Raw genomic sequence first — 13,150 nt, forward strand, 5'->3', positions numbered from 1 at the left:
GTGGTCCTTCACGGTCCAGCCTGGTGACGGACGCCGCCGATCTGCACGGCCGGACTACCCGGCCTGAGGGTCCGCCTCGGCACAGGAGGGGGAGATCACCTCCCTGCGGAAGAAGTCCGGCGCCCGCCGGTACTGGAGGAGCATGACGACGACGCCGGAGACGATGAGCAGCACGGTGAGGACGAAGACCAGCCCGACGCCGAAGACCTCTGACCCTGAACCGTAGCTCGGGTCGAGGGAGTCGCGCAGCGTGAGGGCCAGCAGGGCGAACAGGACCGACCCGCCCGCCCCGGGGGCCACCAGGGTGAGGAGGAAGTCGCGCACCGAACGCAGCCACCGCCGTCGGAAGTACCACACGGCCGCCCAGGCGGTCAGGCCGTAGTAGAAGGCGATCATGGCTCCCAGGGTCTGCACCGTGTCCCACAGCACCGTGGTTGACACCAGGCGCAGGCCCACGTAGAACACCGAGGCGCAGACTGCGGAGACGATGGTGGCGTGCCCCGGAGTCAGGAAGCGTGGCGAGACCCGCGCGAATCTCGTCGGCAGCGCCCGGTAGTGGCCCATGGACAGCATGGTCCGCGCCGGGGAGACAAAGGTGGACTGCAAGGACGCCGCCGAGGAGGTGAGCACCGCCATTGATATGAGGATCGCAAAGGGTCCCAGGACCGGCCTGGCCAGGGCGAAGAAGACGTTGTCCTGGATCTGCGGGTTGCCCAGGCCGATCCCCTCCTCGCCCAGGCCCGCGAACATCATGGAGCCGACGGTGACGAACAGGTAGACCATGACGATGGTCACGACGGTGAGGACGGCCGCCCGCCCGGGGGTGGCGCCAGAGTCCTTGGTCTCCTCGTTGATGGTCAGGGACACGTCCCAGCCCCAGTAGATGAACAGGGACAGGGAGACCCCCGCCACGAACGTGGTCAGCGACTCCGTCTCCAGCGGGTTGAACCAGCTGAGCCGGGGCACCGTGGGGTTGACGGCGGTCCCGTTGAGGTAGCGCACGACCGTCACCGCACCGAAGCCGAGGAACACGAGGAGCTGGAAGCCGACCAGCCAGTACTGCAGCCTCTGGGTGGTCTGGACGTCCCGGTAGGAGATCCAGGTGGCCAGGGCGATGAAGACGAGGCAGGTGACGATGTTGACGCCCACGTTGTCCGTCAGCCCGGCGACCTCAGGACGCCCCAGGACCTGGGAGAGCAGGAGGTAGAAGAAGTCGACAGCGACCGCCGCCAGGTTCGACAGCACCACGACGGTGGCCACGACAAGCCCCCAGCCGTTCATCCACCCCACCCAGGGGCCGAAGGCCCGGGTGCTCCAGGTGAAGGAGGTCCCCGAGTCCGGCATCGCCGCGTTGAGCTCGCGGTAGCCCAGTGCGACCAGGAGCATCGGGATGAAGCCGACCAGGAAGATCGCGGGCACCTGCGCCCCCACAGCAGAGACGGTGGGACCCAGCGCCCCGGTGAGGGTGTAGGGCGGGGCGATGCAGGACACTCCGATGACGATGCCACCCAGGAGGCCCACCGACCCCTCGGCCAGGCCCTTGCGTGAGAGGAACCCGGTGCCAGCCACGACGCCAGCACCACCACTGGCACGGCTAGCACCGGCAGTACCAGCGGCGCCAGGAGGAACAGGCGTGCGGCGGACGACGGCGCTCATGACAGCATCCCGGGCTCACAGGGCGCTCATGACGTGCTTGAGGCGGGTGTAGTCCTCCACGCCGTAGACGGACAGGTCCTTGCCGTACCCCGAGCGCTTGAAGCCCCCGTGGGGCATCTCGGCGACCAGGGGGATGTGGGTGTTGACCCACACGCACCCGAAGTCAAGGTCACGGCTCATCCGCAGCGCGCGCTGGTGGTTGCTGGTCCACACGGAGGAGGCCAGGGCGTAGGAGACACCGTTGGCCAGGGCAAGGGCCTCCTCGTCGGTGGAGAACTCCTGGACCGTGAGCACAGGGCCGAAGGTCTCCTCCTGGACAAGGGCGTCGTCCTGGCAGAGGCTGGTGATGACCGTGGGGGCGTAGTAGTAGCCGACCTGTCCCACCCGGTGTCCACCGGTAAGCAGGGTGGTGTGGGCAGGCCGCTCGTCCACACGCCGACTGACCTCAGCGAAGTGCCGGGCGTTGTTGAGGGGGCCGTAGAAGGCCTCTTCCTGAGGCACCTCCGGCCCGGTGCGCAGGGCCTCGGCGTGACGCACCAGGGCCTGGGTCAGCTCCTCGGCGACCGTGGACTCCACCAGGACACGGGTCGCGGCCGTGCAGTCCTGGCCCGCGTTGAACATGCCGGCCGCAGCGATGCCCTGGGCGGCAGCCTCCAGGTCGGCGTCAGCGAAGACGACGGCGGGCGCCTTGCCACCCAGCTCCAGGTGCACGCGGGTCACCTGCTGCGCCGCCTGGGCGGCCAGGTCGGACCCGGCGCGCACGGAGCCGGTCAGCGCCAGGAGCCCGGGCACGGGGTGGGAGGTCATGAGGCGCCCGGTGCTGCCGTCCCCCAGGACCACGTTGAGCACCCCGGGGGGCAGGACCTCCCCGGCGAGCCGGGCCAGGACGAGGGCGGACTCGGGCGTGTGCCTGCTGGGCTTGAGCACGACAGTGTTGCCGGCAGCCAGGGCGGGGCCGACCTTCCATACCATCATCATGAAGGGGTAGTTCCATGGCACCACCTGCCCCACCACGCCGATGGGCTCGCGGCGCAGCCAGGAGCTGAGGCCAGCCATGTACTCCCCGGCAGCCACGCCGTCGCTCAGGCGGGCGGCGCCGGCGAAGAAGCGCAGCTGGTCGGCGCCGGTGAGGACCTCCTCGGCGCGGACCATGGCGGGCAGCTGGCCGGTGTTGCGGCACTGGGCGGTGACGATCTGGTCAGCCTCGGCCTCGACGGCGTCGGCCAGGTGCAGCAGCAGCTCCTGGCGCTGCGCGGGCGTGGTGAGCCGCCAGGTGGAGAAGGCGGCCCGGGCCGCCTCGTAGGCGGCGTCGACGTCGCTCACCCCCGAGACCGGGCACAGGGCGACGACCTCCTCGGTACGGGGGTCCACCACCTCCAGGGTGGTCTGGGCCTCGACGGGGACAAGCCGTCCGTTGATGTAGTTCTCAAGGGTTATGGGGTTGTCAGGAGCCTTCAGGGTCGCAGTAGTCATGATGCGCTCATTCCGTTGGTTCTCACCACCGGCCTTGCGGGCATCCCTTGTGCGCCCACGAGCGTGCGGGATGCCCGCCGGGACCACGACCGCGATGACATCGGTGGCACCGCGCCGCGGGGAGCAGGCTGCTGGCAGCAGCAACCAGTCCCAAGGTCCTATGTGGTGACCCCCATGCTACACAGGCGCTGACGGGCCTCCCCCACCGCAGGTGGGACCTACTGCCTAGGCTAGGACTTAAGTCCTAGACCTCGGGTCGTCGGCCCGGTCGAGGACCCTCAGGGCGACCCACAGGCTCGCCCGCTCGTCAGGGTCGTCGAGATCGACGCCGAGCACCCGCCCCAGGCGGGCGACGCGGGCGGGCACGGAGTTGCGGTGGACCCCCAGGCGCGAGGCGACACGGCCGACCACGCCTCCCTCACGCAGGTAGGCGCCGAGCAGCTCCAGCAGCTCGGGACGCTCCAGGACCCCCCTCAGGCGCAGGCGGGCGAAGTCCTGGGCCGCAGGCCCCTCCACCAGCTCGACGACGCTGGGCGCCCCGACGTCCTCCCACGGCACCACCTCCCCGGGGTGGCAGGCGTGGGCGCACACGGAGCGGGCCTGGGCCGCCCCCGCCCGCAGGTCCTCGCGGCGCACAGGGGCGCTCACCCCCACCCGGAGGCGACGCACCCAGGCCGCGCCCGGCCCCTCGCACAGGACCGTCATGACCTGCTCCGCCTCACCCAGGACCAGCAGCCCCTGCCCCGCCGGGTCGGCACACCACAGCAGCGGGCTCCCCACCCTCGCCGCAGGACGCTCCAGGAGGGTGCGCACCAGGGCTGCCGACAACCCCTCAGCCTCCGCCTGCGAGGCCTCCACCCGGGCTACACGCCACCGTGCCGCCCGCCCGGCGGCAGCGTGACGCACCTGGGCGGGACGGTGGGCCACTGCCAGGACGTCGATCTCAGTACGCAGCGCCTGCGCCGCAACCTCCCGCCCGGCCAGGAGGTGACCTGCCGCCGCCTCGACCAGCCTGCGCAGCCAGGCCGCCCGGGTCCGCTCGGACTCGACCCCGAGGTTGAGGAAGGACCAGGCGAGGTCCGCCGCCACGACCTGGGCGCGGGTGAGCTCGCCGCAGTGAGCCGTGACCAGGTAGTACTCCGGGTCACCGGACACGCCCACCGGTCGCACCACCAGGTGCGCGGCACCGGCCTGGACCGAGCCGGCCCCTCGCATTCCGCTGGGGCGGATCCGGCGGATGCAGGCGGCCACCTCCTCGGGGTCGGGGACGGCGTGGGCGGGGCCGTAGGGTCCCACGACCGCCCGGCCCCACGGGTCGTGCACGGCCACACTGCCGCGCAGCACCGCAGCCAGTGCCCGCAGGAGGGAGTCCTGGTTGTCCCTGGCCGCGGCACGGGTCATCTGCTGGAGGAAGACGGTGCCCTCCTCGTCCTCCTCCGCCGCGGAGGAGGACCGCCGGTCGGCGTCGTCACGCAGCATCTCACCCACAGCCCGGCTGATCGACACGAAGGACACCTCGACGGGCACCTCCAGGAGGTTGAGACCCGCCTCCTGGCAGGCCTGGTGCAGCGCGTCAGGCACAGCCTCCAGGGCGATGCCCGTCCCCAGTCCGAGCGCGGCCGCGTCGGCACGGGCGAGCCCGGCTACGTAGCGTCGCCAGGAGGCCGCGTCAGCGTCTGCCAGGGCCAGGGCGGTGGTGAGAACCAGCTCGTCGCCGTCGAGGTAGGCACCCGGCTCGACCAGCTCGGTGGCCGCGATCCAGGAGACCCGCCGCTCGGCGTCGGGCAGGTAGACCGCGACCAGCCCCAGGTTCTCGCGGTCCAGGAGCTCTCGGAGCACAGGCACACGACCATTGCACCACGACTTCCGGGCGTTCCGCACGATTTTGACGAGAATCTGTGCACGATGCACGGGCCTGACGCCGAACCGCCCCGATAGCCTGAGGGTGTTGCCCACGCCACCTCGGGCTCAGCGTCGAGCCGCCGCCCACGGCCGCCTCCTGCACCGCTGCCGCCCCGCCCAGCAACCAGCCGTCCGCCCGCCCACGCTCCAGGAGGGGCCCCATGTCACACCCGCCGCTTCCACAGTCACTCCACCTGGCCACCCCGCTGCCCGGTCCCCGCGCCCAGGCGCTCGACGAGCGCGCAGCCGCCTCGCTCCCCCGGGCGCTGAGCGCAGTGACACCGACCTTTGCCCACGCCACCGACCGCGGCGTCCTGGAGGACGTGGACGGCAACCGCCTCATCGACCTCGCCTCAGGCATCGCCGTGACCACTGTGGGCGGCGCGGCCCCTCGGGTCGCCCAGGCCGTCGCCGCCCAGGCCCGCGAGCTGACCCACACCTCCTTCACGGTGACCCGCTACGAGGGCTACGTGCAGGTCGCCGAGAGACTCAACGCCCTGGCCCCCGGGGAGCTCCCCCGGAAGACGGCCCTGTTCAACTCGGGCGCGGAGGCGGTGGAGAACGCCGTGAAGCTGGCCCGTCGCCACACCGGCCGCCCGGCCGTCATCTGCCTCGACCACGCCTTCCACGGGCGGACCCTGCTCACCATGAGCCTGACCGCCAAGGTGTCCCCCTACAAGGACGGATTCGGCCCGTTTGCCCCCGAGACCTACCGCGTGCCCGGGTCCTACCCCTTCCGTGACGGCCTGGACGGTGCCACGGCGGCCGAGCGCTCGCTGGCCCAGGTGGACAGCCAGGTCGGTGCCGACAACGTCGCCGCCGTCGTCATCGAGCCGATCCAGGGAGAGGGGGGCTTCATCGTCCCGGCCCCCGGGTTCCTCCCCGCCCTCCAGCAGTGGTGCCACGACCACGGGGCCGTCCTCGTCGTCGACGAGATCCAGACCGGTATCGCCCGCACAGGCGCCTGGTTCGCCTGTGAGGACGAGGGAGTCGTGCCTGACCTGGTCACCACCGCGAAGGGCCTGGCCGGGGGCATGCCCCTGTCTGCCGTCACCGGCCGCGCCGATATCATGGACGCCGTCGGCCCAGGCTCGCTGGGCGGCACCTACTGCGGCAACCCGGTGGCCTGCGCTGCCGCCCTGGCCACCCTCGACACCATCGAGGAGGAGGACCTGTGCTCACGGGCACGTGCCCTCGGGCAGACCACACTGGCGACCCTGCGGCGCTGGCAGGCCCAGGACCCCCGTATCGGCGAGGTCCGTGGGCGCGGCGGCATGCTGGCCCTGGAGCTGGTCGACCCCGCCACCGGCCGACCCGACGCGGCGCTGACAGCCCGCACGGCGGCCACGGCCCGCCGCAACGGGCTGGTCCTGCTCACCTGCGGCACCGACTCCAACGTCATCCGGCTCCTGCCGCCGCTGACCATCCCCGACGAGCTCCTCGCCCAGGGGCTGGACATCCTCGCAGACGCCCTGGCGGGCTCACGCTGAGGAGCCTTCGCGCCTGGCCCACCAGCATCAGCCGTACCAGCCAGTACCACCCTCACCGCACCAGGAGGAGACGTGACCCAGCCCAGCACCCCCGTAGACGGCCCAGCCAGCAGCCCCTTGGACGACGCCAAGGCCCAGCTCGCTGACGCCGTGGAGTTCCTCGGCCTGGACGCCGGGACGCACCGCATGCTCGCCACCTCCAGGAAGGAGGTGACAGTCTCCGTCCCGCTGCGTCGCGACGACGGCTCCATGGAGCTGTGCCTGGGCCACCGGGTCCAGCACAACATCTCCCGTGGCCCGGCCAAGGGAGGCATCCGCTACTCCCGCAGCGTCGACCTGGACGAGGTCCGCGCCCTGGCGATGTGGATGACCTGGAAGTGCGCCCTGCTCGACCTGCCCTACGGCGGCGCCAAAGGGGGCGTGGCTATCGCCCCCGAGGCCTACTCCGAGCGCGAGCTCGAGCGCCTCACCCGCCGCTACACCTCCGAGCTCATCCCCATCCTGGGGCCGGGCAAGGACGTCCCCGCCCCCGACATGGGCACCAACGAGCAGACCATGGCCTGGATCATGGACACCTACTCCGTGTCCATCGGATACACGGTGCCCGGTGTGGTCACCGGCAAGCCCGTGGACCTGGGAGGCTCCCAGGGGCGCGCAGCCGCCACCTCGCGCGGTGTCGTCTACTCGGTCCTCAACGCCATGGAGGCCCTCGGCCTGGAGCCCGGCAGGTCCAGCGCCGTCGTCCAGGGCTTCGGGAAGGTAGGACGCGGCACCGTCCGCTTCCTCCACGACGCCGGGGTCACAGTCCTGGCCGTCTCCGACGTCCACGGCGCCGTGCGCAACGACGCCGGCATCGACGTGCCCGCCCTGGAGAGGCACGTCGATACCGAGGGGACAGTCGCGGGCTTCCCCGGCGCCGACCCGATGAACGACGCCACCGAGATCTTCTCCGTCCCCTGCGACGTCGCCGTACCCGCCGCCGTGGAGGGCGTGATCACTGCGGAGACGGCGCCCCGTGTCCAGGCCAGGCTCGTCGTCGAGGCCGCCAACGGCCCCACGACACCAGCCGCCGACGCCGTCCTGGCCGACAGGGACGTGCTCGTGGTCCCCGACATCCTGGCCAACGGCGGGGGAGTCGTCGTGTCCTACTTCGAGTGGGTCCAGGGGAACCAGGCCTACTGGTGGACCAAGGAGGAGGTCAACGACCGGCTGCGGACCCGCATGAACAAGGCCTGGGCCGAGGTGACCACCTTCGCCCGCGACCACGACCTGTCACTGCGCACCGCAGCGACCACCATGGCCGTCAAGCGTGTCGCCGAGGCACACGACTCCCGCGGCCTGTACCCGTGAGCCCTACCCGGCACGGCAGAGGGCACGTCAAGCAGCGCCCACCTGGTCTGTGAGCCACTGGCACCAGCAGCCCGCAGGCACCCCCACGAGCACGGCCCACCGCACCAGCAGCCCACCGGCAGGACACCCGCCGACGTACCGACAAGGAGCCCCCCATGACCTACAACCTGGCCCAGGCCAGCCCCGAGCTGGTCTCCTACCTGGAGGACCTCCGCCCCGAGGAGGGCCTCCTCCTGGACGGGAGCATGACAGGCGCCTGCGACGGCGCCCTCTTCGACGTCGTGGACCCGGCCAGCGGGGAGGTGCTCGCCCGCTGCGCCGACGCCAGCACCCAGGAGGCGAGCCGGGCCGTCGACGCCGCAGCCGCCGCCCTGGGGCCGTGGGGGGCCACCGCTCCCCGCGAGCGCGCGGAGGTCCTGCGCCGCGCCTTCACCCTCATGGTGGAGGAGGCCGACGACCTGGCCCGGCTCATCAGCGCCGAGAACGGCAAGTCGCTGGCTGACGCGCGCGCCGAGGTCCTCTACGCCGCCGAGTTCTTCCGCTGGTTCTCGGAGGAGGCGGTGCGCACCGAGGGCGGGTTCGGCGTCTCCCCCGCCGGGGGGACCCGCACCATCGTCACCCACCGCCCCGTCGGGGTCGTCGCCATGATCACGCCCTGGAACTTTCCTGCCGCTATGGGCACCCGCAAGATCGCCCCGGCACTGGCTGCCGGGTGCACCGTGGTGCTGCGGCCCGCCTCCCTGACGCCGCTGACCGCCGTCGCGCTGGGGCGGCTCCTCCAGCGCGCCGGGGTGCCCGCCGGGGTCGTCAGTATCGTGCCCTCGACACGCTCCGCCGAGGTGTCGCAGGCCTGGCTGGCCGACTCCCGGGTGCGGGCGGTGTCCTTCACCGGGTCCACCGAGGTGGGGCGCACGCTCCTGGAGCAGGCGGCGCGGCGGGTGCTCGTCGCCTCCATGGAGCTGGGTGGCAACGCCCCCTTCGTCGTTGCCGCCGACGCCGACGTCGAGGCGGCTGTCGCCGGGGCCGTCCAGGCCAAGCTGCGTGGGGGCGGGCAGGCCTGCACGGCGGCCAACCGCTTCTACGTGCACGTCGACGTCGCCAAGGACTTCACCGAGGCGCTAGGTGCCGTGGTGCGCGACCTCAGGGTCGGGCCGCCGCTGGCGGACAGCACCAACCAGCTCGGCCCCATGGTCAGCGCCCACGCCCGCGACCAGGTCAACGCCCTGGTGGAGGACGCCGTGCAGGCCGGGGCACGTGTGGCAGCGAGCTCGGCGTGCCCGCAAGGGGGCGGCGGGTTCTTCCTGCCGGCGCGGGTGCTGGCCGACGTCGCTCCTGACGCACAGGTGGTACGCACCGAGATCTTCGGCCCGGTCGCGCCCGTGGTCACCTGGCGGGAGGAGGAGGACCTCCTGAGGTGGGTCAACGACAGCGAGCACGGGCTGGCCGGGTACGTGTTCTCCCAGGACCTGGGCTGGGCGCTGCACCTGGCCGAGCGCATGGAGGTGGGCATGGTCGGAGTCAACCGGGGCCTGGTGTCCGACCCTGCTGCTCCCTTCGGAGGGCTCAAGCAGTCCGGGCTGGGGCGTGAGGGCGCCCGCGAGGGTATCCGTGAGTTCCAGGAGACGCAGTACTTCTCCGTCGCCTGGTAGCTGGGGCTGCTGGCTACGCGGCCCCGCCACCGCAGGCAGAGCACCAGGCGCGCAGAGCACCAGGCGCGCAGAGCACCAGGCGCGCAGAGCACCAGGAACGTCATAGGACAACAAGGTGCCGTGTTGTCCTATGACGTTTTCGGTGCATGGGTGAGGACCGCGCCCTGCTCTAGGGCCCAGGCATTCATGTATACTCGCGCAACTTATCTGCCGAGCACAAGGAGGTGCATCCGCATGAGTCCGACCACCGCCCCGTCCCCGCCCGTCCCAGCCTCCTCCGAGCACCCGGCACCGCAGCTGGTGCGGCGCCGTCGCAGTATCGGAGTCACGCTGGGGCTTGCCCTAGCAGTGCTGGCTTACATCGCCTTCCCCTCCTCCGCCGTCGACCAGGTCAATGCCGCGGCCGCAGCCTCCGGCCAGGAGGCCGCCTTCACCGACACAGGCCTACGCACGGTCGCCGCAACCGCCGTGCTGCTGGGCGTGTGGTGGATGACCGAGGCGATCCCGCTGGCTGCCACCGCCCTGCTGCCCCTGGTCATCTTCCCAGCCCTCCAGGTGGCTGAGTTCGAGGAGGTAGCGACCCCCTACGCCTCAGACACGATCTTCCTGTTTATGGGCGGGTTCATGCTGGCCCTGACCATGCAGAGGTGGAACCTCCACCGTCGCGTCGCCCTGACGGTGGTGCTGCTGGTGGGGACCCGGCCCCGGTCCCTCATCCTGGGCTTCATGATCGCCACCGGCTTCCTGTCCATGTGGGTGTCCAACACGGCCACGGCCGTGCTCATGCTGCCTATCGGCGCCTCCGTGCTGGGGCTGGTCTCCTCCCTGACCGGCAGCAGGCAGCGGATACGGCGGTTCGCCACCGCGCTGATGCTCGGCATCGCCTACGCCGCCTCCATCGGCTCAGTCGGCACGATCATCGGGACCCCGCCCAACGCCCTGCTGGTGGCCTATCTGTCGGAGACCCACGGGGTCAATATCGGCTTCGGGCAGTGGATGCTGGTAGGGGTGCCACTGGCCGCCGTCCTCATGGTGGTGGCCTGGTGGCTGCTGGTCTACGTGCTTCTGCCTCCCGAGATCGACACGGTTCCCGGAGGCCGCGAGGTCATTGAGGAGGAGCTGCGCAGCCTGGGAGCCATGAGCGGCGGGGAGGTACGCGTCAGCATCGTGTTCCTGGCTGCGGCCGCCTCCTGGGTGCTCGTCCCCACCCTGCTGGAGAGGACCGGGGCAGCGCTGAACATCTCTGACGCCCTCATCGCCATGGCGACCGCCGCCCTCCTGTTCCTCCTGCCCGGGGACCGCGCCCAGAGGACCCGCCTGCTGGACTGGGCCACCGCCAAGGAGCTGCCGTGGGACGTGCTGCTGCTGTTCGGTGGCGGGCTGTCCCTGTCGTCGATGTTCTCCGAGCTCGGGCTGTCGATCTGGATCGGGGAGCAGGCCAGGGGGCTGGAGGTACTGCCCACTGTCCTGTTCGTGGCCGCGGTGGCACTGCTGGTCATCGTGCTCACCGAGCTGACCTCCAACACCGCCACGGCAGCCGCCTTCCTGCCCATCATGGGCGGCGTGGCCGTCGGTATCGGGCTGACCCAGCAGGAGCCCGCCAACGTCCTGCTGCTGACGGCGCCGGTCGCCCTGTCAGCGACCTTCGCCTTCATGCTGCCGGTGGCTACACCACCCAACGCCGTGGCCTACGGGTCGGGCTACGTCCAGCTCGGCGACATGGTTCGGGCCGGGATCTGGCTCAACGTGATCGGCATGGCGCTGGTGACGCTGGCCGTCATGGGCCTGGTGGTCCCGGTGTTCGGGCTGAGCCTGTAGGCGGGCCGGTGGGCTCCGTTTTACACGCTTACCCAGCGGTGCGGCCGCGCGGTCGATGACACCACCCTCGGGCCTGGTTGCACGCCCACCTTTGGGGCGATGAGCGAAAGCCGCACAATTCCGCAGATCCTGCTTCAGCACGTGACCTAGGGTCTACGCTCCCGTGTGCGTTGAGGTGCTCAACGCACACGGGAGCCCTTCAGGCCTCTCCGCCTGCACGGTGAAACGGTGTGATTCCGCGAATCTGTATAGAAACGGAGCGAGGCGAGCGTGCCACTCACAGCCTGCCCACCCTCAGCCGTGCTAGGTTCCGGCGGGCAGGGTGGCTCGCGACGCCGTCCGCACCCTGGGCAGGCCAGGAAAGGCGCAGGACTGAGAGGACACCACCCATCATGGACGCAGCAGCGCGCCGCCAGGCCATCCTGACCTGTCTGGAGGAGGCCACCCCACAGGCAGCCAGCAGCCTGGGCAGGCAGCTCGGCGCGTCCAGGCAGATCATCGTTGGCGACGTCGCTTTGCTGCGCGCCACCGGTCATGCCATCCAGACCACCAACCGCGGCTACGTACTGGCACGGCCCAGCTCACGCCCGCGCCGCGTCATCCACGTCCAGCACGGGCGCGAGCAGGTGGGCACCGAGTTTGGCGTGATCGTCGACGTCGGCGCCACGGCCCTGGACACCACGGTGGAGCACCGCCTCTACGGCCAGATCACCGTGGACCTGCTCATCATGACCGCACCGACCTCGACCGCTTCCTGGAGCGCATGACCACCTCCACCACCCTGTCCGAGCTGACCAACGGCTGGCACGCCCGGTGGGCTTGTCATGCTGGCGGGGCGGGTGGCGTCCTCGGTCACCGGCGCAGGCATCGGCCTGGGGACTGCCCGCTGCCTCCGGGCCGACACCTTCGTCGTAGTCTCCGCCGCCGTCACGGGGCAGGTCGGTGCCCAGGCTTCCAGGCTCCTGTCCGGCAGCGCCGTCCTGACCGACGACGCCGGGACCGCTATCCTCCTGCGCGGCCCGGGAGAGCCTCTTGGGGCCTTCATCGCCGCCTGTGCCGCCGTCACGGTGGGACACCTGGTCTCAGGACGCACGCCGGTGGACATCCTTCTCACCCCGCTGACCACCGTGCTGGCGGGTAGCGGCGTAGGCCTGCTCGCCGGGCCACCCGTCTCCTCGGTCCTGACCACGCTGGGCCAGCTCGTCGGCTGGGGCACCGAGCGTCAGCCCCTTCTTATGGGCGTGGTGGTGGCAGTTGGTCATGGGAATGACCCTCACCCTGCCGGTATCCTCGGCGGCGCTAGGCGTCGTCCTGGGACTGTCCGGTGCGGCTGCGGGCGCCGCGACAGTCGGCTGCACCACGCAGGTGGTGGGGTTCGCCGTCGCCTCGTTCCGGGAGAATCGCTGGTCGGGGCTCTTGTCCCTGGGGCAGGGCACCTCAATGCTGCAGATGCCTAACATCCTACGACGCCCGCTGATCTGGGTACCGCCCACACTGGCCTCGGCCGTGCTCGGGCCCGTGTCCACCGTGGTGGCACACGTGGAGTCCAACTCGGTGGGCTCAGGCACGGGCTCCGCCGGACTGGTGGGGCAGATAATGACCTGGCAGACCATGAACAGCTCCGTGCCCCCAGGAAGGCTGGCGCTGACCATCCTCATCCTTCAGGTGCTCGCGCCAGCGCTACTCACCCTGGCCATCAGCGAGCTCATGCGCGCCCGAGGCTGGATCTGTCCGGGAGACATGGCCCTGGCGAGGGCCTGAGCCTGTAGGCGGACGGGGCGGCGCGCCCCGGTGCACCCCACGCCCGGCGGA

The 13,150-nt window shown here is 71.1% G+C and carries 9 protein-coding genes and 1 pseudogene; 7 read left to right on the forward strand and 3 right to left on the reverse strand.

The features are described from left to right. Positions 1–54: 54 nt before the first annotated feature. The 3 genes from CWS50_RS12450 to CWS50_RS12460 all read right to left on the reverse strand — a co-directional run bounded on the left by CWS50_RS12450 (position 55) and on the right by CWS50_RS12460 (position 4,974). A complete protein-coding gene (locus CWS50_RS12450) occupies positions 55–1,656 on the reverse strand; it encodes an APC family permease (RefSeq protein ID WP_127843044.1) in 1,602 nt (533 codons plus the stop codon). A gap of 15 nt (positions 1,657–1,671) precedes the next feature. After that, the gene (locus tag CWS50_RS12455) at positions 1,672–3,129 is read right to left on the reverse strand and encodes an aminobutyraldehyde dehydrogenase (protein WP_127843045.1); all 1,458 of its coding nucleotides are present in this window, start codon (positions 3,127–3,129) and stop codon (positions 1,672–1,674) included. A gap of 237 nt (positions 3,130–3,366) precedes the next feature. Beyond that, entirely contained in the window at positions 3,367–4,974 is a 1,608-nt protein-coding gene (locus CWS50_RS12460; RefSeq protein ID WP_127843046.1) for a PucR family transcriptional regulator, read from the reverse strand. Positions 4,975–5,192: 218 nt separating this feature from the next. On the opposite strand from CWS50_RS12460, the gene gabT reads away from it, so the two are divergent. The 7 genes and pseudogenes from gabT to CWS50_RS13895 all read left to right on the forward strand — a co-directional run bounded on the left by gabT (position 5,193) and on the right by CWS50_RS13895 (position 13,099). Beyond that, a complete protein-coding gene (gene gabT / locus CWS50_RS12465) occupies positions 5,193–6,521 on the forward strand; it encodes a 4-aminobutyrate--2-oxoglutarate transaminase (protein ID WP_127843047.1) in 1,329 nt (442 codons plus the stop codon). A gap of 72 nt (positions 6,522–6,593) precedes the next feature. Further along, entirely contained in the window at positions 6,594–7,871 is a 1,278-nt protein-coding gene (locus CWS50_RS12470; protein ID WP_243118353.1) for a Glu/Leu/Phe/Val family dehydrogenase, read from the forward strand. Positions 7,872–8,026: 155 nt separating this feature from the next. Then, the gene (locus tag CWS50_RS12475; RefSeq protein ID WP_127843048.1) at positions 8,027–9,520 is read left to right on the forward strand and encodes an NAD-dependent succinate-semialdehyde dehydrogenase; all 1,494 of its coding nucleotides are present in this window, start codon (positions 8,027–8,029) and stop codon (positions 9,518–9,520) included. 234 nt (positions 9,521–9,754) lie between these two features. Continuing rightward, positions 9,755–11,338: an SLC13 family permease gene (locus CWS50_RS12480; protein ID WP_206610417.1), complete on the forward strand. Its 1,584-nt coding sequence runs from the start codon at positions 9,755–9,757 to the stop codon at positions 11,336–11,338. A gap of 392 nt (positions 11,339–11,730) precedes the next feature. Then, positions 11,731–12,105 (forward strand): HTH domain-containing protein, encoded by a 375-nt coding sequence (locus CWS50_RS12485; protein WP_243118354.1) that lies wholly within the window; start codon positions 11,731–11,733, stop codon positions 12,103–12,105. Between the two features lie 57 nt (positions 12,106–12,162). After that, positions 12,163–12,501 (forward strand): annotated as a pseudogene (locus CWS50_RS13890) (PTS sugar transporter subunit IIC); the annotation flags it as partial. 103 nt (positions 12,502–12,604) lie between these two features. Beyond that, positions 12,605–13,099 carry a PTS sugar transporter subunit IIC gene (locus tag CWS50_RS13895; protein WP_279221956.1) on the forward strand — a complete coding sequence of 165 codons (495 nt, stop codon included), beginning with the start codon at positions 12,605–12,607 and terminating at the stop codon, positions 13,097–13,099. Positions 13,100–13,150: the final 51 nt, after the last annotated feature.

This window comes from Actinomyces wuliandei (assembly GCF_004010955.1).
GTDB classification, from domain to species: Bacteria; Actinomycetota; Actinomycetes; order Actinomycetales; family Actinomycetaceae; genus Actinomyces; species Actinomyces wuliandei.

Excerpts from the sequence above, each read along its gene's own strand:
- CWS50_RS12475 (WP_127843048.1), top strand. The coding sequence starts at position 8,027 with ATGACCTACAACCTGGCCCAGGCCAGCCCCGAGCTGGTCTCCTACCTG.
- CWS50_RS13895 (WP_279221956.1), top strand. The coding sequence starts at position 12,605 with ATGACCCTCACCCTGCCGGTATCCTCGGCGGCGCTAGGCGTCGTCCTG.
- CWS50_RS12480 (WP_206610417.1), top strand. The coding sequence starts at position 9,755 with ATGAGTCCGACCACCGCCCCGTCCCCGCCCGTCCCAGCCTCCTCCGAG.
- CWS50_RS12485 (WP_243118354.1), top strand. The coding sequence starts at position 11,731 with ATGGACGCAGCAGCGCGCCGCCAGGCCATCCTGACCTGTCTGGAGGAG.
- gabT (WP_127843047.1), top strand. The coding sequence starts at position 5,193 with ATGTCACACCCGCCGCTTCCACAGTCACTCCACCTGGCCACCCCGCTG.
- CWS50_RS12450 (WP_127843044.1), bottom strand. The coding sequence starts at position 1,656 with ATGAGCGCCGTCGTCCGCCGCACGCCTGTTCCTCCTGGCGCCGCTGGT.
- CWS50_RS12455 (WP_127843045.1), bottom strand. The coding sequence starts at position 3,129 with ATGACTACTGCGACCCTGAAGGCTCCTGACAACCCCATAACCCTTGAG.